The organism is Shimia sp. MIT910701, from assembly GCF_047126315.1.
Classification (GTDB): Bacteria; Pseudomonadota; Alphaproteobacteria; order Rhodobacterales; family Rhodobacteraceae; genus Shimia.
On record NZ_CP138953.1, the window covers coordinates 1,731,504 to 1,751,493 of the forward strand.

At 58.1% G+C, this 19,990-nt stretch carries 23 protein-coding genes; all 23 read left to right on the plus strand.

Translation table 11 applies throughout. The annotated features are described in order from the left end of the window. On the plus strand, positions 1-864 hold the full coding sequence (locus SIB38_RS08215; RefSeq protein WP_294117345.1) for a hydroxymethylglutaryl-CoA lyase: 864 nt from the start codon (positions 1-3) through the stop codon (positions 862-864). Positions 865-875: 11 nt separating this feature from the next. Next, positions 876-1,661, plus strand: coding sequence for a crotonase/enoyl-CoA hydratase family protein (locus SIB38_RS08220; protein WP_294117348.1), 786 nt, complete (start codon positions 876-878; stop codon positions 1,659-1,661). A gap of 401 nt (positions 1,662-2,062) precedes the next feature. Then, positions 2,063-2,428: an NADH-quinone oxidoreductase subunit A gene (locus SIB38_RS08225; RefSeq protein WP_283427194.1), complete on the plus strand. Its 366-nt coding sequence runs from the start codon at positions 2,063-2,065 to the stop codon at positions 2,426-2,428. Continuing rightward, the gene (locus SIB38_RS08230) at positions 2,419-2,952 is read left to right on the plus strand and encodes a NuoB/complex I 20 kDa subunit family protein (protein WP_164644800.1); all 534 of its coding nucleotides are present in this window, start codon (positions 2,419-2,421) and stop codon (positions 2,950-2,952) included. Before SIB38_RS08225 ends, SIB38_RS08230 begins: the two co-directional genes overlap by 10 nt. Beyond that, the gene (locus tag SIB38_RS08235; RefSeq protein ID WP_294117363.1) at positions 2,949-3,554 is read left to right on the plus strand and encodes an NADH-quinone oxidoreductase subunit C; all 606 of its coding nucleotides are present in this window, start codon (positions 2,949-2,951) and stop codon (positions 3,552-3,554) included. The genes SIB38_RS08230 and SIB38_RS08235 overlap by 4 nt, the downstream gene beginning before the upstream one ends. Next, the gene (locus SIB38_RS08240; RefSeq protein ID WP_294117365.1) at positions 3,554-4,777 is read left to right on the plus strand and encodes an NADH-quinone oxidoreductase subunit D; all 1,224 of its coding nucleotides are present in this window, start codon (positions 3,554-3,556) and stop codon (positions 4,775-4,777) included. Before SIB38_RS08235 ends, SIB38_RS08240 begins: the two co-directional genes overlap by 1 nt. Next, on the plus strand, positions 4,774-5,046 hold the full coding sequence (locus SIB38_RS08245) for a hypothetical protein (RefSeq protein WP_294117368.1): 273 nt from the start codon (positions 4,774-4,776) through the stop codon (positions 5,044-5,046). Before SIB38_RS08240 ends, SIB38_RS08245 begins: the two co-directional genes overlap by 4 nt. Continuing rightward, positions 5,046-6,200, plus strand: coding sequence for an NADH-quinone oxidoreductase subunit E (locus tag SIB38_RS08250; protein ID WP_412551781.1), 1,155 nt, complete (start codon positions 5,046-5,048; stop codon positions 6,198-6,200). Before SIB38_RS08245 ends, SIB38_RS08250 begins: the two co-directional genes overlap by 1 nt. Positions 6,201-6,203: 3 nt before the next feature. Further along, complete coding sequence (locus SIB38_RS08255) at positions 6,204-6,431, plus strand: DUF5337 domain-containing protein (protein ID WP_294117373.1); 228 nt, start codon at positions 6,204-6,206, stop codon at positions 6,429-6,431. Positions 6,432-6,435: 4 nt separating this feature from the next. Beyond that, a complete protein-coding gene (nuoF, locus tag SIB38_RS08260) occupies positions 6,436-7,734 on the plus strand; it encodes an NADH-quinone oxidoreductase subunit NuoF (RefSeq protein WP_412551782.1) in 1,299 nt (432 codons plus the stop codon). Positions 7,735-7,743: 9 nt separating this feature from the next. Next, positions 7,744-8,127 carry a hypothetical protein gene (locus SIB38_RS08265; protein WP_294117376.1) on the plus strand — a complete coding sequence of 128 codons (384 nt, stop codon included), beginning with the start codon at positions 7,744-7,746 and terminating at the stop codon, positions 8,125-8,127. Between the two features lie 103 nt (positions 8,128-8,230). Continuing rightward, a complete protein-coding gene (locus SIB38_RS08270; RefSeq protein ID WP_294117378.1) occupies positions 8,231-8,635 on the plus strand; it encodes a DUF5333 domain-containing protein in 405 nt (134 codons plus the stop codon). A gap of 3 nt (positions 8,636-8,638) precedes the next feature. Then, on the plus strand, positions 8,639-10,651 hold the full coding sequence (gene nuoG / locus SIB38_RS08275) for an NADH-quinone oxidoreductase subunit NuoG (protein WP_294117379.1): 2,013 nt from the start codon (positions 8,639-8,641) through the stop codon (positions 10,649-10,651). A gap of 9 nt (positions 10,652-10,660) precedes the next feature. Continuing rightward, the gene (locus SIB38_RS08280) at positions 10,661-11,077 is read left to right on the plus strand and encodes a hypothetical protein (RefSeq protein ID WP_412551783.1); all 417 of its coding nucleotides are present in this window, start codon (positions 10,661-10,663) and stop codon (positions 11,075-11,077) included. A gap of 6 nt (positions 11,078-11,083) precedes the next feature. Then, positions 11,084-12,124, plus strand: a complete 1,041-nt coding sequence (nuoH, locus tag SIB38_RS08285; protein WP_294117380.1) for an NADH-quinone oxidoreductase subunit NuoH — start codon at positions 11,084-11,086, stop codon at positions 12,122-12,124. A 1-nt stretch (position 12,125) separates the two neighbouring features. Beyond that, a complete protein-coding gene (nuoI, locus tag SIB38_RS08290) occupies positions 12,126-12,620 on the plus strand; it encodes an NADH-quinone oxidoreductase subunit NuoI (RefSeq protein ID WP_294117382.1) in 495 nt (164 codons plus the stop codon). Positions 12,621-12,637: 17 nt separating this feature from the next. Further along, positions 12,638-13,045 carry a carboxymuconolactone decarboxylase family protein gene (locus SIB38_RS08295; RefSeq protein ID WP_294117384.1) on the plus strand — a complete coding sequence of 136 codons (408 nt, stop codon included), beginning with the start codon at positions 12,638-12,640 and terminating at the stop codon, positions 13,043-13,045. Beyond that, positions 13,042-13,650 (plus strand): NADH-quinone oxidoreductase subunit J, encoded by a 609-nt coding sequence (locus SIB38_RS08300; protein WP_294117386.1) that lies wholly within the window; start codon positions 13,042-13,044, stop codon positions 13,648-13,650. The genes SIB38_RS08295 and SIB38_RS08300 overlap by 4 nt, the downstream gene beginning before the upstream one ends. 37 nt (positions 13,651-13,687) lie before the next feature. Next, positions 13,688-13,993, plus strand: coding sequence for an NADH-quinone oxidoreductase subunit NuoK (gene nuoK, locus SIB38_RS08305; RefSeq protein ID WP_294117387.1), 306 nt, complete (start codon positions 13,688-13,690; stop codon positions 13,991-13,993). Positions 13,994-13,999: 6 nt separating this feature from the next. Continuing rightward, a complete protein-coding gene (gene nuoL, locus SIB38_RS08310) occupies positions 14,000-16,132 on the plus strand; it encodes an NADH-quinone oxidoreductase subunit L (RefSeq protein WP_412551784.1) in 2,133 nt (710 codons plus the stop codon). Continuing rightward, positions 16,132-17,676, plus strand: a complete 1,545-nt coding sequence (locus SIB38_RS08315) for an NADH-quinone oxidoreductase subunit M (RefSeq protein WP_294117390.1) — start codon at positions 16,132-16,134, stop codon at positions 17,674-17,676. Before nuoL ends, SIB38_RS08315 begins: the two co-directional genes overlap by 1 nt. 14 nt (positions 17,677-17,690) lie before the next feature. Next, positions 17,691-19,133 (plus strand): NADH-quinone oxidoreductase subunit NuoN, encoded by a 1,443-nt coding sequence (gene nuoN / locus SIB38_RS08320; protein WP_294117392.1) that lies wholly within the window; start codon positions 17,691-17,693, stop codon positions 19,131-19,133. Between the two features lie 83 nt (positions 19,134-19,216). Next, complete coding sequence (locus SIB38_RS08325; protein WP_294117393.1) at positions 19,217-19,969, plus strand: biotin--[acetyl-CoA-carboxylase] ligase; 753 nt, start codon at positions 19,217-19,219, stop codon at positions 19,967-19,969. Positions 19,970-19,990 lie beyond the last annotated feature (21 nt).

Consider the following 19,990-nt stretch of genomic DNA (forward strand, 5'->3'; position numbering starts at 1 on the left):
ATGTCCAACAACGTTGAGCTTTTCGAAATGGGCCCTCGGGACGGGCTGCAGAATGAAAAGCGCCAAATTCCGACATCCGAAAAAATTGCACTGGTGGATTGTCTGTCGCAAGCGGGTTTCAAGCGCATCGAGGTGGCCAGCTTTGTCAGCCCCAAATGGGTGCCGCAAATGGCCGACTCGGCGGAAGTCCTCGCCGGTATAAATCGTGCCGAAGGCGTCAGCTACGCGGCCCTCACGCCGAACATGCGCGGCTTTGAGGGCGCCGTTGCCGCCAAGGCGGATGAAATTGCGATATTTGGCTCTGCCTCTGAGGGCTTTTCGAAAGCCAACATCAACGCCACCATCGCAGAGAGCCTGGACCGTTTTGCGCCAGTGGTGGCAGCGGCAAAAGACATAGGCCTGCCTGTGCGCGGCTATGTGAGCTGCATAACCGATTGTCCTTATGATGGCCCCACGCCGCCAGAGAAAGTGGCCGAGGTCGCGAAACACCTGTTTGATGCGGGCTGTTATGAGATCAGTTTGGGTGACACCATTGGTCAGGGTACTCCGGACAGCATCTCTGCGATGTTGCAAGCTGTCTTGGAGGTGGTGCCTGCGCACAAGCTGGCAGGACATTATCACGACACAGAGGGTCGCGCTTTGGCGAACATCGAGGCGTCGCTGGATCTTGGCATCCGGGTGTTTGATGCCGCCGTTGGCGGCTTGGGTGGGTGCCCTTATGCGCCGGGGGCAAAAGGCAACGTGGCCACGGAGGCGGTGGATGCGCGCCTCAAGGCGCTGGGCTATGAAACGGGGCTTGATACAGCGGTTCTGGCGCAAGCCGCTAAGATGGCGCGGTCCATGCGCGCAGTCGACGCCAAGTGAGAGGAAACATAATGACTTACGAAACCCTCACCATCACCACCGACAAACGCGGTGTTGCCACGCTCACTCTGAACCGTCCGGAAAAGCACAATGCGATGTCCGGTGCGATGATCGTGGAGTTAAAGCAGGCTGCCGAGGCGCTGGGCGCGGATAATTCGGTGCGCGTGGTGGTGCTGACTGGGGCCGGCAAAAGCTTCTGTGCGGGCGGCGATCTGGGCTGGATGCAGGCGCAGATGGCGGCTGATCCGGACACGCGTTTTGTAGAGGCGCGCAAGCTCGCCGAGGCGCTTCAGGCGCTCAACACCCTGCCCAAGCCCCTCATCGGTCGGTTGCAGGGCAATGCCTTTGGCGGCGGCGTTGGCATGGCCAGCGTTTGCGACGTGGCCATTGGGGTGGACAGCCTGACTATGGGGTTAACCGAAACCAAGCTGGGTTTGATCCCTGCCACTATAGGTCCTTACGTTCTGTCGCGCATGGGGGAGGCCATGGCCCGCCGTGTTTTTATGTCCGCCCGCCTGTTCAAAGCGCCGGAAGCGGTCACCTTGGGGCTCTTGGCCAAAGCGGTGCCAGCAGAGGAGCTGGACGCCGCGGTGGAGGCGGAAGTCGCGCCCTATTTGGCTTGCGCGCCACAGGCCGTGGCCCGTGCCAAGGCACTTGCCCGGACGCTGGGGCCAAGGATTGACGATGACGTGATCGACCACACCATTGGCGAGTTGGTGGCTTGTTGGGAAGGACAAGAGGCCAAGGACGGCATTGGTGCCTTCTTTGCCAAGCAAAAGCCATCTTGGGCGTCTTGACCTGGACGCAGGCCCTGTGAAGGCGTGTTTGCGCCTTCACAGCCGTTAACCTCTAAATTACCGATAGATCACGATTTTTGCGATTGGCAGCTGTTGCCAAGCCATTTGTTGTGCGCAGGCCTTTTCCCTAGTGATTTTCTAGGGTTTCGAAGGGCAGCGGAATCAAAGGGTCAATTTGTCCTGTTTCAAGTGGTGGGCCGGAAAAAATGACACCGGCTTAATGCCGCACATGGGTTTGAAGACAGGTTAAGTGACTGAATTTGTGTTAAAAACACCAATGTCACGTCTTGTTCAAAACTTGCGCTAAATATTGACCCCGCCATGGGGCAGGGGTAAACCCCGCAAGGAGTTGATACAGCCATCTGACTGCACCGAACTGGCGTGCATGAAAGGAGCTACCTATGGAAGAGATGCTTCGGGAATATTTTCCCATCCTCATCTTCGCCGCCGTCGCCATCGGCCTCGGCCTTGTCTTCATCCTTGCCGCCGTTGTTTTAGCTGTACGCAACCCGGACCCGGAAAAGGTCTCGGCGTACGAGTGTGGTTTCAACGCATTTGATGACGCGCGTATGAAATTTGACGTTCGGTTCTACCTCGTGTCGATCCTGTTCATCATCTTTGACTTGGAAATTGCCTTCCTATTCCCATGGGCCGTGGCCTTCAAGGACGTCTCGATGGTTGGTTTCTGGTCCATGATGGTGTTCCTCGCCGTGCTTACCATTGGCTTTGCCTATGAGTGGAAGAAGGGAGCTTTGGAATGGGAGTGATGACAGGTGCAAACACCGCGGGTGTCGACAAAGAAGTGGTCACTCAGGCGCTGAATTCTGAGTTGCAGGACAAAGGCTTCCTGCTGACCAACGCCGAAGACCTGATCAACTGGGGCCGCACTGGCTCTTTGCACTGGATGACCTTTGGTCTGGCCTGCTGCGCGGTTGAGATGATGCACACTTCCATGCCGCGCTATGACGCGGAGCGGTTTGGCATTGCGCCACGCGCCTCCCCGCGTCAGTCCGACGTGATGATTGTGGCTGGCACCCTGACCAACAAAATGGCACCGGCGCTGCGCAAGGTCTACGACCAGATGCCTGAGCCACGCTACGTGATCTCCATGGGCTCCTGCGCCAATGGCGGCGGCTACTACCACTACAGCTACTCCGTTGTGCGCGGTTGTGACCGTATTGTGCCGGTCGACATCTACGTGCCAGGCTGCCCGCCCACAGCAGAAGCACTGCTCTATGGCCTGTTGCAGCTGCAACGCAAAATTCGCCGCACGGGGACCATTGAACGATGACCGAAGCCCTGAAAGAACTTGGCGCCCACATCGAACTCAAGCGCCCGGATTGTGTGTTGGGCTGGGACGTGGCCTTTGACGAGCTGACCATCACCGTCACTCCGACCAATATTGCCCCGTTTGTGGAGTTTCTGCGCAACGATCCAACCTGCCGCTTCTCCACCCTCGTGGACGTAACCGCCGTGGACTACCCCGAGCGGTCCAAGCGCTTTGACGTCGTCTACCACTTCCTGAGCATGTATCAGAACCAACGCGTGCGCCTGCGCGTGTCGGTGCGCGAAGATGAAATGGTGCCCTCGATTGTGCCGGTGCACCCCTCCGCCAACTGGTTTGAGCGGGAAGTCTTTGACATGTTCGGCATCATCTTCTCCGACCACCCGGACCTACGCCGCCTGCTGACGGACTACGGTTTTCGCGGACATCCGCTGCGTAAGGATTTCCCGACCACCGGTTACACCGAAGTGCGCTATGATGAAGTGCAAAAACGCGTGGTTTACGAGCCTGTGCAACTGACGCAGGACTACCGCCAGTTTGATTTCATGTCGCCATGGGAAGGTGCCAACTACATCCTGCCCGGTGACGAAAAAGGGGACGCGAAATGATGGACGGCTCCAAATTTGATGACGGCAGCGTGGATGCGCTGAGCGGCGAACAGCAGATCCGCAACTTCAACATCAACTTCGGTCCTCAGCACCCTGCGGCCCACGGCGTGCTACGTCTTGTGCTCGAACTGGACGGCGAAATCGTAGAACGTTGCGATCCGCACGTTGGCCTGCTGCATCGTGGCACCGAAAAGCTGATGGAAAGCCGCACCTATCTGCAAAACCTGCCGTATCTCGACCGCCTCGACTATGTGGCGCCGATGAACCAGGAACACGCTTGGTGCTTGGCCATTGAAAAACTGACCGGCACCGAGGTGCCCCGTCGTGCGCAGCTCATTCGCGTGCTGTTCTGCGAAATCGGCCGCATTCTGAACCACCTGATGAACATCACCACACAGGCGATGGACGTTGGCGCGCTGACCCCGCCGCTGTGGGGCTTTGAAGAGCGCGAAAAGCTGATGGTGTTTTATGAACGTGCCTGTGGCGCACGTCTGCACGCCAACTACTTCCGCCCGGGCGGTGTGCACCAGGATTTGCCAGATCAACTGGTGGACGACATCGAAGAATGGGCCATTGAGTTCCCGGAAGTGATCGACGACATCGACGGGTTGCTGACCGAAAACCGCGTCTTCAAACAGCGTAACGTCGACATTGGCGTGGTGAACGAAGACGAAGTGCTGCAGTTCGGCATGTCCGGCGTGATGGCGCGCTCGGCGGGCCTCGCATGGGACCTGCGCCGCGCCCAGCCTTATGAGTGCTACGACGAGTTTGAGTTCCAGATCCCTGTTGGCAAAAACGGCGACTGTTACGACCGCTACCTGATGCGCATGGAAGAAATGCGCCAGTCGCTGTCGATTATGCGACAGGCGATCCATAAGCTGCGCGAAGCCACCGGCGACGTGCTGTCACGGGGCAAGCTGACCCCTCCCAAACGCGGCGATATGAAAACCTCGATGGAAAGCCTGATCCACCACTTCAAGCTTTACACCGAGGGCTTCCATGTGCCCGAAGGCGAAGTTTATGCCGCTGTAGAGGCGCCCAAAGGGGAATTTGGCGTCTACATGGTGGCCGATGGCACCAACAAGCCATATCGCGCCAAACTGCGCGCGCCGGGCTACCTGCACCTGCAGGCGATGGATCACATCGCAACGGGCCATCAGCTCGCCGATGTGGCTGCCATCATCGGTACCATGGACATTGTGTTCGGGGAGATCGACCGGTGAGAAAGCTTGCACTGACCACAGCCGTTTTGCTGGCCGCGCCCGCTTGGGCGGCGGATGAAGTGCCTGTGTCCCAAGAAATGCTCGATCTGATCATTTCGGTGGGCGAGGCCAACGACTGCTTGATCACCCGTGATCTGGCCAAAGCGGAACTGCTGCCCGCAGGCTTCACCGGACGCAGCTTTGAAAAGTCGCTGCGCTATTTGGAAAAACAAGGGCAGGGTGACATCGACTCTGGCACCTTCAAACTCAATACGGAGGCCTGCAAATAATGCTGCGCCGTTTGTATCATGAACAGCCGGAAAGCTTTGCTTTCACTGACGCAAACCAGAGCTGGGCTGAGTCTCAGATCACCAAATACCCAGAAGGTCGCCAGGCCTCTGCTGTGATCCCGCTTTTGTGGCGCGCACAGGAGCAGGAAGGGTGGCTCTCTAAGCCCGCGATTGAAGCTGTCGCCGATTTGCTCGACATGGCTTATATCCGTGTGCTTGAGGTGGCGTCTTTCTACTTCATGTTCCAACTGCAACCGGTGGGTTCTGTCGCCCACATCCAGATTTGCGGCACCACGTCCTGCATGATCTGTGGTGCTGAAGATTTGGTGGCGGTCTGCAAAGAGAAAATCGCAAACAAGCCGCACGAGCTGTCTGCGGATGGCAAATTCTCTTGGGAAGAAGTTGAATGCCTTGGGGCCTGCACCAACGCGCCCATGGCCCAGATCGGCAAAGACTACTACGAGGACCTGACCGCAGACGGCTTCGCCAAGATGCTGGACGAAATGTCCGCGGGCAAAGTGCCAACGCCGGGTCCGCAAAACGGCCGTTACGCCTCTGAACCTCTGTCTGGCCTCACCAGCCTGACCGAATACGACAGCGGCAAAACGCAGTACAACGCGTCTGCGCAGTTGGCGACGGACATCGGCGACACCATCAAGCGCATTGATGGCACTGAAATGCCGATCCTGACGCCCTGGATCGGCAAAGACGGTGTGGTTGCCGGTCGTGCTGCCGAAGGTCAGCCACCTGAGCCCGCGCCCACGCCGAAACCCGCTGTGAAGCAGGCCGAAGAGGCAAAGAAAGCCGAGAAGCCCAAAGCGAAAAAGGCTGAGACCGCAGAGACTAAGGCCGAAAAGCCAAAGGCCAAGAAGCCTGCCGCCAAGAAAGCCCCCGCCGCAGGCGGCGCCGACGATCTGAAACAGCTGAAGGGTGTAGGACCGGCACTGGAAAAGAAGCTGCACGACAATGGCGTGACAACCTTTGCTCAAATCGCGGCTTGGAACGCTGAAGACATCGCCGACATGGACGACAAGCTGTCGTTCAAAGGCCGTATCGAACGCGACGGATGGGTTGATCAGGCCAAGCTTCTCGCCGCTGGTGAAGACACCGAGTTCTCCAAGAAAGTCGCCAAAGGCGACGTGTACAAGGACTAATCTATGCAGGCCAACCATCAGAAACCGGACACTGCCAAGCAAAGCCGCACCGCGGCGCTTGTAATTGCGGGCACAGGACTGTTCTGGATTGCGGCCATTTTGATCGGGGACTGGCTGGAGCTGCCGCAACGCACACGTGCCCTTCTCGATCTGATAGCCTTGGCGGGCTTTGTGTTCGCCTTTGTGCTGATTTTTAGAATTTGGCGCGCGCGTCAGGCAGATAAAGGGTAACGGGATGCTCAAAGATCAAGACCGTATCTTTACCAACCTCTACGGCATGCATGACCGTACATTGGCTGGCGCGAAAGCGCGCGGTCATTGGGATGGCACCGCCAAAATGATCCAACAGGGGCGGGATGCGATCATCGACACCATGAAGGCGTCCGGCCTGCGTGGTCGTGGTGGCGCGGGCTTCCCTACTGGTCTGAAGTGGTCCTTCATGCCCAAGGAAAGCGACGGTCGCCCGGCCTATCTGGTGATCAACGCCGATGAATCCGAGCCCGGCACCTGTAAAGACCGTGAAATCATGCGCCACGATCCGCACACGCTGATCGAAGGGGCCTTGATCGCCTCTTTCGCAATGAACGCGCACACCTGCTACATCTACATCCGCGGTGAATACATCCGCGAGCGCGAAGCGCTTCAGACGGCGATTGACGAAGCCTATGACGCAGGTCTGCTTGGCAAAAACGCAGCGGGCTCTGGTTGGGACTTTGACCTCTTCCTGCACCACGGCGCGGGTGCCTATATCTGCGGCGAAGAAACTGCACTGCTGGAGAGCCTTGAGGGCAAAAAAGGCATGCCCCGAATGAAACCACCGTTCCCGGCGGGGGCAGGTCTCTATGGCTGCCCGACCACTGTGAACAACGTGGAGTCGATTGCGGTTGTGCCGACGATCCTGCGCCGTGGTGGCGAGTGGTTTGCAGGCTTTGGCCGCCCAAACAACGCCGGCACCAAGCTGTTTGGCATTTCCGGTCACGTGAACAACCCCTGTGTTGTTGAAGAGGAGATGTCGATCTCTTTCGAAGAGCTGATCGAAAAACACTGTGGCGGCATCCGTGGCGGTTGGGACAACCTGTTGGCCGTGATCCCTGGCGGCTCGTCCGTGCCATGTGTGCGTGGCGAAAACATGCGCGACGCGGTCATGGACTTTGACTACCTGCGCAACGACCTGGGCTCCGGTCTTGGCACCGCGGCAGTGATTGTTATGGACAAGCAGACCGATATCATCAAAGCGATCTGGCGCCTGTCCAAATTCTACAAACACGAAAGCTGTGGCCAATGTACCCCGTGCCGCGAAGGTACTGGCTGGATGATGCGCGTGATGGATCGATTGGTACGCGGCGAAGCAGAGATCGAAGAAATTGATATGCTGTGGGATGTGACCAAACAGGTCGAAGGCCACACAATCTGTGCTTTGGGTGACGCGGCTGCGTGGCCTATCCAGGGTTTGATCCGCAATTTCCGTGAGGAAATCGAAGACCGGATCAAAGCCAACCAAACCGGGCGCATGGGCGCCTTTGCAGCGGAGTAAATACGAAGAATGCTCAAGACGACGTTCATTTGCCAGCGGAAGACGCCAGCCATCATTGTCGGGTTGCTTATTGCAGCCACGGCACTTTCAGGCTGTAGCGGCAACTGGCGTGCAAGCTTTAAAAGCAAGCGTGAACGCATCGCCTTTGAAGGCTTTGAGTACAAAGCCAAAGCCAATCAGGTCTCCAAAGAAGAACGCGACCACTTTGAAGTGATCGTCTCCCGTGCCAACCAAAGCCTGGACGGCGCGCGTCAGGCCGGTGGCTATGAAGCGGTGAAATACTGCATCAAGGAATACGGCACATCTAAAATGGACTGGGTGATTGGCCCGGAAACAGAAACCATCATTCCGGTGGACGACAAAATCAGGCTCGAAGGATACTGCCGCCCGTGATCGGTTATCCGACATATCTTGGCTGTTATTGCCTATCACAGGAGCTTTTGACTCTGTCCTCCTTGGCAAAGGGTGTCTTTGCCGTTGCTAAAGGAGTGAGTAAATGATCCGCCTGACCTCTGTTTTTGTGGCCGCAACTCTTGTTTTGAGCACGGCAGCTGTCGCCAAGCCGCCTCTGCGTGAAGTGAAAGAGATCAACGATCCCTTGTATTGGGCGCTTGTGGCTTACGAGCTCAGCGAACACTGCGACACCCTTGAGCCTCGAAAGCTCAAAGGCGCAGCAGATGGCTGGGGGCTTGTGCGCAAGGCGCGCAAACTTGGCTATACCGACGATGAAATCAAAGCATTCATCAAATCGGACGAAGAGAAAGCTCGCATGCGCGCGCGCGGCGAGGCTTTTCTGAAGCACAAAGGCGTCTCTTTGGACAATCAGGAATCTGTCTGTGCGCTGGGACGCGCGGAAATCGAACGAAACAGCGCGATCGGCGTGTATTTGAGGGCGAAATAAGCGATGTCTGACCTCCGCAAGATCATCATCGACGAGACCGAAGTCGAGGTAGAGGGCGCAATGACCCTGATCCAGGCCTGCGAAGAAGCAGGCGTGGAAATCCCGCGGTTCTGCTACCATGAGCGTCTCTCGATTGCCGGCAACTGCCGCATGTGTCTTGTTGAAGTTGTCGGCGGCCCGCCCAAGCCAGCCGCTTCCTGCGCGATGCAGGTGCGTGACCTGCGCCCTGGTCCAGAAGGACAGCCCCCGGTTGTGAAAACCAACTCGCCAATGGTGAAAAAAGCGCGAGAAGGCGTGATGGAGTTTATGCTGATCAATCACCCGCTGGATTGCCCGATCTGCGATCAGGGCGGCGAGTGCGATCTGCAAGACCAAGCTATGGCCTATGGCATCAGCGAAAACCGTTTCAAAGAGCCAAAACGCGCCGTTGATGATCTGGACCTTGGCCCGCTGGTGTCCACCACCATGACACGTTGTATTTCTTGCACCCGCTGTGTGCGTTTCACCACCGAGGTGGCGGGCATCACCCAAATGGGCCAGACCGGTCGCGGCGAAGACGCAGAAATTACCAGCTATCTGAACCAGACTCTGGACAGCAACCTACAGGGCAACATCATAGACCTGTGCCCGGTTGGCGCACTGACCTCCAAGCCCTATAGCTTCACCGCCCGTCCTTGGGAATTGACCAAAACCGAAACCATCGATGTGATGGACGCGCTTGGCTCCAACATCCGCGTGGACACCAAAGGGCGCGAAGTGATGCGCATCCTGCCGCGCAACCACGATGGTGTGAACGAAGAGTGGATTTCTGACAAAACACGCTTTGTTTGGGACGGCCTGCGTCGCCAGCGGCTGGATCAGCCCTACGTGCGCGAAGACGGCAAGTTGAAGCCCGCAACCTGGGCAGAGGCCTTGTCCGCCGTTGCCGGCGTGATGAAGACCCGGAAAGTGGCTGCCTTGGTTGGGGATCTGGCCCCAACCGAAGCAATTTTTGCGCTCAAGCAGTTGGTTGAAGGTCTCGATGGCTCCATCGAATGCCGCACCAACGGCGCACCACTGCCTTCTGACAACCGCTCCGCCTATGTGGGCAACGCCTCCATTGAAGACATCGACACTGCCAAAGAAATCTATCTGATTGGCACCAACCCCCGCGATGAGGCGCCAGTGTTGAACGCGCGTATCCGCAAAGCGTGGACCAAAGGCGCTAATGTCACCGTGATTGGCCAGTCCGACATGGACCTGACCTATGACTACGCCGTGGCTGGCCCCGGTCGTGCACCGCTGGCCAAGCTGGTTGCCACAGCCAAGCCAAAAGACGATGTGGTGGTGATTGTCGGCCAAGGTGCGCTTGGCGAGGGCGATGCCGTGGCGGTGCTCAGCCAGTGTATGGCGGCGACCGAAAAGCTTGGCGGCAAGATGATGGTCCTGCACACTGCCGCCTCCCGCGTGGGCGCATTGGATGTGGGGGCTGTGACTGACGGCGGCATGACCAAGGCGCTTGAGGGCGCGGAAGTGGTCTTCAACCTGGGTGCGGACGAAGTTGAAATCGCCGAAGGTCCAATTGTGATCTATCAGGGCAGCCACGGTGATCGCGGTGCTCACCGTGCAGATGTGATCCTGCCCGCGGCGGCCTACACCGAAGAAAATGGCCTGTTTGTGAACACCGAAGGCCGCCCACAGCTGTCCATGCGCGCCGGTTTTGCTCCGGGCCAAGCCAAGGAGAACTGGGCGATCCTGCGGGCACTGAGCGCTGAGCTCGGCGCGCCGCTGGCCTATGACAGCCTCGCGCAGTTGCGTCAGGAGCTGGTGGCTGCGGTTCCTCATTTGAAACAGATCGATCAGGTTGTAGAAAACGAATGGCAGCCGATTGACCCAATCGCGCTCAAAAACGGCCGCTTCTCTGCGACCATCACCGACTTCTATCTGACAAATCCAATCGCACGCGCCAGCTCGCTGATGGCAGAACTCTCTGCCGCCGCCAAGTCACGCGACGCTGCCCCAATTGCTGCGGAATAAGCCAATAGAATGACCAACAGGCGCCCTCATAATCTTCTTGCCACGGTCGCTTTGGCCGCGCTCTCAGCTTGCACCCCACAGCCTGAGGCAGGGGTGATGCGTGAGGATATGGCATTTGAACCGAAGTACGCGGGTGTGGACACCCGCCTTCTGGAAGGCGACCTGGTGAATTTCCACGTCGCCATGACCGGCGCGCGGGACGAAAAAGATGTGCATGCCTACGCGGAATGCGCAGCAGCACAATACGCGCTCATTCGCGGCTTTGGCTTTGCCCGGCATGTGCGCACAACAACAGACAATCAGGGCGACCTGTGGTCAGGAGATGCGGTTTACACCATCTCCGCCGCACTGCCCCGTGGGCTCAAGACAATCGACGCCGAAGTCATTGTCGCGAACTGCGAAGACAACGGAATACCTACGGTGTGAGGACCCATGACTGAATTCTTTACCACCACATACCTTGGCATCACGCTCCTGACATTGGGACAGGTGCTGGCGGTTGTCGTGCCGCTTTTGGTGGCACTGGCATTCCTGCTTTACGCCGACCGTAAGGTCTGGGCAGCAGTACAGCTGCGTCGCGGTCCAAACGTTGTGGGCGCATTTGGTCTGCTGCAAAGCTTTGCCGACTTCATCAAATATGCGGTGAAAGAGATCGTCTATCCGGCGGGTTCGGACAAAGTGGTCTTCCTGCTCGCGCCGATGATCAGCCTGGTCATGGCGCTGATCGCTTGGGCCGTGATCCCATTTAACGACGACTGGGTGGTCTCTGACATCAACGTTGCGATCCTCTACGTGATGGCGGTGAGTTCTCTGGAAGTCTACGGCGTGATCATGGGCGGATGGGCGTCCAACTCCAAATACCCTTTCTTGGGTTCACTGCGCTCCGCTGCACAGATGATTTCCTACGAAGTGTCGCTGGGCCTGATCATAATTGGGGTGATCATCACCACCGGTTCGATGAACTTCGGCGACATCGTGAACGCACAGGACGGCAAATACGGTATCTTCAGCTGGTATTGGCTGCCACACTTCCCGATGATGTTCCTCTTCCTGATCTCGGCGATGGCGGAAACCAACCGCCCACCGTTTGACCTTCCTGAAGCGGAATCCGAACTGGTGGCAGGCTATCAGGTGGAATACTCCTCCACCCCGTTCCTGTTGTTCATGATCGGTGAGTATGTGGCCATCGTGCTGATGTGTGCTCTGGTGTCGCTGCTGTTCTTGGGCGGTTGGCTCTCCCCGATCCCGGGTCTGCCAGACGGTATCCTGTGGATGCTGCTGAAGATCTGCTTCGTTTTCTTTATCTTCTCGATGGTGAAAGCCATCTCCCCACGCTACCGCTACGACCAGTTGATGCGCATTGGTTGGAAAGTCTTCCTGCCGCTGTCCCTTGCTTGGGTTGTTCTGGTGGCGTTCCTCGCAAAATTCGAACTCTTCGGCGGTGCCTATGCCCGCTGGGCCATCGGAGGCTGATATGACGGCAATCGACTACAAACGCGCCGCCGGCTACTTCCTGCTGAAGGACTTTTTGGGCGGTTTCAAACTGGGCATGAAGTACTTCTTCAAACCCAAGGCCACCGTGAACTACCCACACGAAAAAGGCCCGCTGTCCCCACGCTTCCGTGGCGAACACGCCCTGCGTCGCTACCCCAATGGCGAAGAGCGTTGTATTGCCTGCAAGCTCTGTGAAGCGATTTGTCCGGCACAGGCGATCACCATTGACGCCGAACCGCGCGAAGATGGCTCCCGCCGCACCACGCGCTATGACATCGACATGACCAAATGCATCTACTGCGGCTTCTGCCAGGAAGCCTGCCCGGTGGACGCGATTGTCGAAGGTCCAAACTTTGAGTTTGCCACCGAGACCCGCGAAGAGCTGTTCTACGACAAAGAAAAGCTGCTTGAAAACGGCGCCCGTTGGGAGGCCGAAATCGCGCGCAACCTCGAAATTGACGCGCCGTACCGCTGATCAAGGAACCCAGGACCATGAGCGACAGCAAAAACCCATATGAGGCGATGTTCGCCCAGTATCAGGAGATGGCGAAAGCCTTCAATCCTGCGCTGGAAAGCTTTACGCCCAAAGGGTTTGAGGCGCTCTGGCCCACCATGCCCAAAGACGTCATGGAGATGTTCTTTGGCAACACAATGAACAAAGGCGGCTTGGATGCCAAAACCCGCCTGCTGCTGACACTGGGTGCGCTCACCATGCTGGGCGCGCAAGGCGATGCACAAATCCGGCTCACACTCCGCCATCTGGTGGAAGTTGGAGCCACAAAACAGGAAATCGTGGAGACCATCGGCCAGATGTCGATGTTCGCCGGTATTCCCGCCACCACCCGCGCCATGGAATTGGTGCAAGAGGTTTTGGCGGAACAAGAGGGAAGTGACACATGACCATCGCGGCATATGCGTTTTGGCTGTTTTCGATCTGCGTGATCACCGGTGGGTTTTTCACTGTGATCAGCCGCAACCCGGTGCACTCCGTGCTCTGGCTCATCCTGGCGTTTTTGAGCTCTGCCGGGCTCTTCGTGCTGCTTGGGGCCGAGTTTGTGGCTATGCTTTTGATCATCGTTTATGTGGGCGCAGTGGCGGTGCTCTTCCTCTTTGTGGTGATGATGCTGGATGTGGACTTTGCCGAGCTTAAAGCAGGCATGGCGCAATACCTGCCGCTGTCGTTGATGATCGGTGCCATCCTCCTTATGCAACTTGGCATGGTGTTTGGACCTTGGGAGTTTTCCGACACAGCGCAAAGCCTGCGCGCAGCCCCAACACCAACCGACACTCACAACACCGCAGCGCTGGGTCTGATCCTTTACGATCAGTACTTCCTGCTTTTCCAACTGTCCGGCCTGATCCTGCTGGTCGCGATGATCGGCGCAATTGTGCTGACCCTGCGTCACCGCAAGGACGTGAAGCGGCAGAATGTGCTGGAGCAAATGTGGCGTGACCCAGCTGATGCGATGGAATTGAAAGACGTAAAACCGGGGCAGGGGCTCTAAGCCCGCCGGAAGAGAAAAAAGAACCGAGGGACCAAATATGATTGGTTTGGAACACTACCTAGGCGTGGCGGCAATGCTTTTCGTCATCGGCATTTTCGGCCTCTTCCTGAACCGGAAGAACATCATCATCCTGTTGATGTCGATCGAACTCATCCTGCTGTCTGTGAACATCAACCTGGTGGCATTTTCGTCTTACCTCGGTGACCTCACCGGCCAGGTCTTTGCGCTCTTCGTGATGACCGTGGCCGCCGCAGAAGCCGCCATCGGCCTGGCGATCCTGGTCTCTTTCTTCCGGAACCGTGGCACCATCGCGGTCGAAGACGTCAACGTGATGAAAGGCTAAGCGATCATGGAAACGTTCATTCTCTTCGGCCCGCTTGTCGGTGCCCTGATCGCTGGCTTCGGATGGCGCGTGATTGGCGAAAAAGCCGCGCAATACGTCACCACCGCGATCCTGTTCTGGGCCTGTTTCCTCAGCTGGATTGTCTTCCTTGGCCTTGACGCCGAGCAAGTCAAACAGATCCACGTTCTGGACTTCATCCAATCCGGCCACCTCGACACCGCCTGGTCGATCCGCGTTGATCGCCTGACAGCAATCATGCTGATTGTGGTGACCTCGGTCTCCGCCCTCGTGCACCTCTACTCCATGGGCTACATGGCGCATGACGAGAACTGGGGCGAAGGCGAGCACTACAAGGCGCGCTTCTTCGCCTACTTGTCGTTCTTTACCTTCACCATGTTGATGCTGGTGACCGCCGACAACCTGCTGCAGATGTTCTTTGGTTGGGAAGGCGTGGGCGTCGCGTCCTACCTTTTGATCGGGTTCTACTACAAAAAGCCGTCGGCCAACGCTGCTGCAATCAAGGCCTTTGTTGTGAACCGCGTCGGTGACTTTGGTTTCCTTCTGGGCATCTTTGGCATCTACATGCTGACCGACAGCATCAAGTTTGACGACATCTTTGCGGCTGCGCCTGCGCTGGCCGAGATGGAGCTGCACTTCCTGTGGCGCGACTGGAACGCCGCCAACCTTCTGGCCTTCCTGCTGTTCATCGGTGCGATGGGTAAATCGGCACAGCTCTTCCTGCACACCTGGTTGCCGGACGCGATGGAAGGCCCGACGCCTGTGTCCGCGCTGATCCACGCGGCCACCATGGTGACCGCGGGGGTGTTCCTTGTGTCGCGCATGTCGCCGCTGATCGAATACGCCGGTGACACCAAGGCGTTCATCGTCTTCCTCGGCGCCTCGACTGCCTTTGTTGCGGCCACAATTGGCCTCGTACAGAACGACATCAAACGCGTGATTGCCTACTCAACCATGTCCCAGTTGGGCTACATGTTTGTGGCAGCGGGCGTTGGCGTCTACTCGGCGGCCATGTTCCACCTCTTCACCCACGCCTTCTTCAAAGCGATGCTCTTCTTGGGTGCGGGCTCTGTGATCCACGCGATGCACCACGAGCAGGACATGCGCAACTACGGCGGCCTGCGTAAAAAGATCCCATACACCTACTGGGCAATGATGATTGGCACGCTGGCGATCACCGGCGTCGGCATCCCGCTCACGCACATCGGTTTTGCTGGCTTCCTGTCCAAAGACGCCATCATCGAAAGCGCTTGGGCTGGTACCGCAGGTGGCTACGGCTTCTGGATGCTGGTTGTCGCAGCGATGCTCACCAGCTTCTACAGCTGGCGCCTGATCTTCCTGACCTTCTACGGCGAGCCTCGCGGCAACAAGCACACCCACGACCATGCGCATGAAAGCCCGATGGTCATGCTGATCCCGCTGGGCTTTCTGTCTCTGGGCGCAATCTTTGCCGGGATGATTTGGTTTGGCTCCTTCTTTGGTGACCACGACACAGTGAACAAATTCTACGGCGTGCCATCGCACCATGCGGAAAGCAGCGAGGGTCATGGCGAAGACGCAAGCCACGGTGACGACCATGCCAAAGACGAAGCGCATGGCGACGATCATGCCGCTTCTCACGACGATGCGGACCACGCAGCAGTCAAGGCAGTGCACCATGGCGAGGCCCCCAAAGGCGCGATCTTCACCCACCCGGACAACCACGTTATGGACGACGCGCACCACGCCCCGAAATGGGTCAAGGTCAGCCCCTTCATCGCCATGGTCATCGGTCTGGTGTTTGCGCTGTGGTTCTACATCTGGAACCCATCCATGCACGCGCGCATGGCTGAGGCCCAGCGTCCACTGTATCTGTTCCTGCTGAACAAATGGTACTTCGACGAAGCCTATGACTTCCTGTTTGTACGCCCAGCCAAAGCCATTGGCCGCTTCCTGTGGAAACGGGGTGACGGGGACGTGATTGACGGTTCCATCAACGGTATCGCCATGGGCTTCGTGCCCTGGGTCACCCGCCTCGCGGGCCGCGCCCAGACCGGCTACGTCTTTACCTATGCACTTGCCATGGTGATCGGCATTGTTGCCCTCATCACCCTGGTGTCGCTCAGCGGAGGAGCGCACTAATGAACGACAGCTTGCTCTCCCTGGTCACGTTTATTCCGACCTTTGCGGCGTTGATCCTCGTGATCTTCCTGCGTGGCGAAGACGAAATGGCTCAGCGCAACGCCAAACGCGTTGCCCTGACTGCGACCGTCATCACCTTTTTGGTATCGATCTTTGTGCTTGCAGGGTTTGATCCGTCTGACACAGGCTTTCAGTTTGTCGAAGAACGCGATTGGTTGATGGGGTTGAAATACAAACTTGGCGTGGATGGCATTTCGATCCTGTTTGTGATGCTCACCACCTTCATCATGCCGCTTGTTATCTGGGCGTCCTGGGACGTGAAGGTGCGCGTGAAGGAATACATGATCGCCTTCCTGCTCTTGGAAACGTTGATGCTCGGCGTGTTCATGGCGCTGGATCTGGTGCTCTTCTACTTGTTCTTCGAAGCGGGCCTGATCCCCATGTTCCTGATCATCGGGATCTGGGGCGGTGCCAATCGCATCTACGCCTCCTTCAAGTTCTTCCTCTACACCTTCCTCGGCTCCGTGCTGATGCTGGTGGCGATGATCGCAATGTTTGTGGATGCGGGCACAACCGACATCCCAACTCTGATGACCCACCAATTTGCCTCTGGCACGATGAAAGTCATGGGCATCACCGTGATCGGCGGTATGCAGACCCTGATGTTCCTGGCTTTCTTCGCGTCTTTCGCGGTGAAAATGCCAATGTGGCCGGTGCACACCTGGTTGCCTGACGCGCACGTGCAAGCGCCAACCGCTGGCTCCGTGGTTCTGGCGGCCATCCTGTTGAAGATGGGCGGCTACGGCTTCCTGCGTTTCAGCCTGCCGATGTTCCCAATTGGTGCTGAGGTTCTGACGCCGCTTGTACTGTGGATGTCTGCAATTGCGATTGTCTATACCTCGCTGGTCGCGCTGGTGCAGGAAGACATGAAAAAGCTGATTGCATATAGCTCGGTGGCGCACATGGGCTATGTGACCATGGGCATCTTTGCCGCCAACCAGCAAGGCATCGACGGCGCAATCTTCCAGATGATCAGCCACGGCTTCATCTCCGGCGCGCTCTTCTTGTGTGTGGGCGTGATCTATGACCGTATGCACACGCGTGAGATCGACGCCTACGGCGGTCTTGTGAACCGCATGCCAGCCTATGCGCTGATCTTCATGTTCTTCACCATGGCCAACGTTGGCCTGCCGGGCACTTCTGGCTTTGTTGGTGAATTCCTGACCCTGATGGGCGTGTTCCAGGTCAACACTTGGGTGGCGCTGATCGCCACCTCCGGCGTGATCCTGTCGGCGGCTTATGCGCTGTGGCTCTACCGCCGCGTGGTGATGGGCGACCTGATCAAGGAAAGCCTGAAGACCATCAGCGACATGACAAGCCGGGAAAAGATGATCTTCGCGCCGCTTGTGGCGATGACATTGATCCTGGGCGTCTACCCATCCCTGGTCACAGACATCATTGGTCCCTCCGTCGAGAACCTGATTTCCAACTATGACACCGCACTGGCCCAAGGCGCTTCCGCCAGCCAGACGGCATCGCACTAAGGAGCGCTTGAGATATGATCCAGGCTGACCTGAACATCATCTTGCCGGAAATCCTGCTGGCCCTCTTCGCCATGCTGGCGTTGGTGGCAGTGGTTTACACCGGCAAAGACAAAATGGCGCCGATGCTGACATGGCTGACCGCCGGTGTGTTTGCCATCCTCGCCGTGTGGATTGGCGTGTCCGGTGACGGCGACAACATCGCTTTCAACGGCATGTTCCACGACGACGCCTTCTCCCGCTTTGCCAAAGTGGCAATGCTTTTGGCTGGTGCGGCTGTGCTGGTCATGGGCGCGGACTACATGAAGCGCCGCAATATGCTGCGCTTCGAGTATCCAATCCTCGTCGCTCTGGCGATGGTTGGCATGATGGTGATGGTTTCCGCGGGCGACCTGATGGCGCTCTACATGGGCCTTGAGCTGCAGTCCCTGTCGCTCTACGTCGTTGCCACCCTGCGCCGCGATGGCGTGAAGTCCACCGAAGCGGGGATGAAATACTTCCTGCTTGGCGCGCTGTCTTCCGGTCTGCTACTCTATGGCTCCTCGCTGGTCTACGGCTTTGCAGGCACCACAACCTTTGCTGGCATCATCGAAGCGGTTAGCCACGGCCACGCCCCGCTGGGTCTGTTGTTTGGCCTGACCTTCGTGATCTCCGGTCTGGCATTCAAAGTCTCCGCCGTGCCGTTCCACATGTGGACGCCGGATGTCTACGAAGGCGCACCAACGCCGATCACGGCTTTCTTTGCCACCGCGCCTAAGCTGGCGGCCATGGGCCTGTTTGCCCGCGTGCTTTTTGACGCCTTTGGTGGCGTGATTGGCGATTGGCAGCAGATCATCGCGCTTCTGTCGGTTCTGTCCATGTTCCTCGGCGCTGTGGCCGCGATTGGCCAAACCAACATCAAACGCCTGATGGCCTATTCCTCCATCGCGCATATGGGCTACGCCCTGATGGGCCTCGCGGCGGGTACCGCGCTGGGTGTTGAAGCGATGCTGGTTTACATGGCCATCTACGTGACCATGAACGTTGGCACCTTTGCCTTCATCCTGTCGATGGAGAAAGACGGCCAGCCGGTGACAGACATCGCCTCGCTGAACCTCTACAGCAAACAGGCGTCCGGCCGGGCCTTGGCGCTGCTGTTCCTATTGTTCTCCTTGGCAGGCGTGCCGCCATTCCTCGGCTTCTTCGGCAAGCTGAACGTGCTTCTGGCTGCCATGGACGCAGGCCTTGCATGGCTCGCTATCGCTGGTGTTGTGGCCTCTGTGATTGGGGCCTTCTATTACCTGCGCATCGTCTACTTCATGTATTTTGGCGAGGAAGGCGACACGCTGGATGCGCCGCGTTCAATGGTTCAGCAAGTGATGCTGATGGCCAGCGCTGCGATCATGCTGCTGGGGATTGTGAACTTCTTTGGCGTCGACACCGCCGCGCAAGCCGCCGCCGCAGCCTTGATGCCGCATTGATCACCAAGTAAAGAACCCACATGTGACGCGTCCCACCGGGGCGCGTTGCTGTTTTTGACCAACTGCTGTGAGACGGAGTGACCATGAGCAACTGGCCTGAAGGATACAGTCGCCGCGTGCTGGCCGAAGTCGACAGCACCAATGCCGAAGCCGCCCGCATTGCGCAGGAATTGGCTGGCCCCGAATGGATTCTTGGCCTGCGGCAAACCCAGGGGCGTGGCCGCCGGGGCAGGGCCTGGGTCGACCCCATTGGCAACTTCGCAGGCACCCTTGTGATGCGCCCGGCGGAAGCCCCCGATCAGGTTGCACTGCGCTCCTTTGTGGCCTCTCTGGCGCTATATGATGCTTTTGTGGCTGTGACAGGCCGCTCTGAGGGACTGGCGCTCAAGTGGCCCAATGACGTATTGCTCAACGGCGGCAAAGTTGCAGGCATTCTGCTGGAGAGCGCAGGCATGGCCGGCGGTGCGGTGAGCCACATCGCCATCGGCATCGGTGTGAACCTCGCCCATGCGCCGGACACCGGCGCAGTCGAAGCCCATGCCACACGTCCGGTTTCCTTGCTTAGCGAAACCGGCGCGGCCGTCACGCCCGAAGACTTCCTCGATGCGCTGGCTCCGGCCTACGCGCATTGGGAAACCCAGTTCAGCACCTACGGCTTTGAGCCGATACGCACCGCTTGGTTGACCCGCGCCGCACGCATTGGTGAGGTCATCACCGCGCGCACCACCCGCGACGAAACGACCGGAACCTTCGAAACGGTAGACAGCGCAGGCAATCTGGTGTTGAAGACCGCGAAAGGCCGCGTGGCCATCCCCGCGGCCGACATCTTTTTCTGACCCGCGCAAAGAGGGACCAAG

Excerpts from the sequence above, each read along its gene's own strand:
- SIB38_RS08300 (WP_294117386.1), top strand. The coding sequence starts at position 13,042 with ATGACCATCGCGGCATATGCGTTTTGGCTGTTTTCGATCTGCGTGATC.
- SIB38_RS08240 (WP_294117365.1), top strand. The coding sequence starts at position 3,554 with ATGGACGGCTCCAAATTTGATGACGGCAGCGTGGATGCGCTGAGCGGC.
- SIB38_RS08225 (WP_283427194.1), top strand. The coding sequence starts at position 2,063 with ATGGAAGAGATGCTTCGGGAATATTTTCCCATCCTCATCTTCGCCGCC.
- SIB38_RS08265 (WP_294117376.1), top strand. The coding sequence starts at position 7,744 with ATGCTCAAGACGACGTTCATTTGCCAGCGGAAGACGCCAGCCATCATT.
- SIB38_RS08270 (WP_294117378.1), top strand. The coding sequence starts at position 8,231 with ATGATCCGCCTGACCTCTGTTTTTGTGGCCGCAACTCTTGTTTTGAGC.
- SIB38_RS08235 (WP_294117363.1), top strand. The coding sequence starts at position 2,949 with ATGACCGAAGCCCTGAAAGAACTTGGCGCCCACATCGAACTCAAGCGC.
- SIB38_RS08250 (WP_412551781.1), top strand. The coding sequence starts at position 5,046 with ATGCTGCGCCGTTTGTATCATGAACAGCCGGAAAGCTTTGCTTTCACT.
- nuoL (WP_412551784.1), top strand. The coding sequence starts at position 14,000 with ATGGAAACGTTCATTCTCTTCGGCCCGCTTGTCGGTGCCCTGATCGCT.
- nuoF (WP_412551782.1), top strand. The coding sequence starts at position 6,436 with ATGCTCAAAGATCAAGACCGTATCTTTACCAACCTCTACGGCATGCAT.
- nuoG (WP_294117379.1), top strand. The coding sequence starts at position 8,639 with ATGTCTGACCTCCGCAAGATCATCATCGACGAGACCGAAGTCGAGGTA.
- SIB38_RS08295 (WP_294117384.1), top strand. The coding sequence starts at position 12,638 with ATGAGCGACAGCAAAAACCCATATGAGGCGATGTTCGCCCAGTATCAG.
- SIB38_RS08255 (WP_294117373.1), top strand. The coding sequence starts at position 6,204 with ATGCAGGCCAACCATCAGAAACCGGACACTGCCAAGCAAAGCCGCACC.
- nuoI (WP_294117382.1), top strand. The coding sequence starts at position 12,126 with ATGACGGCAATCGACTACAAACGCGCCGCCGGCTACTTCCTGCTGAAG.
- nuoN (WP_294117392.1), top strand. The coding sequence starts at position 17,691 with ATGATCCAGGCTGACCTGAACATCATCTTGCCGGAAATCCTGCTGGCC.
- SIB38_RS08325 (WP_294117393.1), top strand. The coding sequence starts at position 19,217 with ATGAGCAACTGGCCTGAAGGATACAGTCGCCGCGTGCTGGCCGAAGTC.
- SIB38_RS08315 (WP_294117390.1), top strand. The coding sequence starts at position 16,132 with ATGAACGACAGCTTGCTCTCCCTGGTCACGTTTATTCCGACCTTTGCG.
- SIB38_RS08280 (WP_412551783.1), top strand. The coding sequence starts at position 10,661 with ATGACCAACAGGCGCCCTCATAATCTTCTTGCCACGGTCGCTTTGGCC.
- SIB38_RS08230 (WP_164644800.1), top strand. The coding sequence starts at position 2,419 with ATGGGAGTGATGACAGGTGCAAACACCGCGGGTGTCGACAAAGAAGTG.
- nuoK (WP_294117387.1), top strand. The coding sequence starts at position 13,688 with ATGATTGGTTTGGAACACTACCTAGGCGTGGCGGCAATGCTTTTCGTC.
- SIB38_RS08215 (WP_294117345.1), top strand. The coding sequence starts at position 1 with ATGTCCAACAACGTTGAGCTTTTCGAAATGGGCCCTCGGGACGGGCTG.
- SIB38_RS08220 (WP_294117348.1), top strand. The coding sequence starts at position 876 with ATGACTTACGAAACCCTCACCATCACCACCGACAAACGCGGTGTTGCC.
- nuoH (WP_294117380.1), top strand. The coding sequence starts at position 11,084 with ATGACTGAATTCTTTACCACCACATACCTTGGCATCACGCTCCTGACA.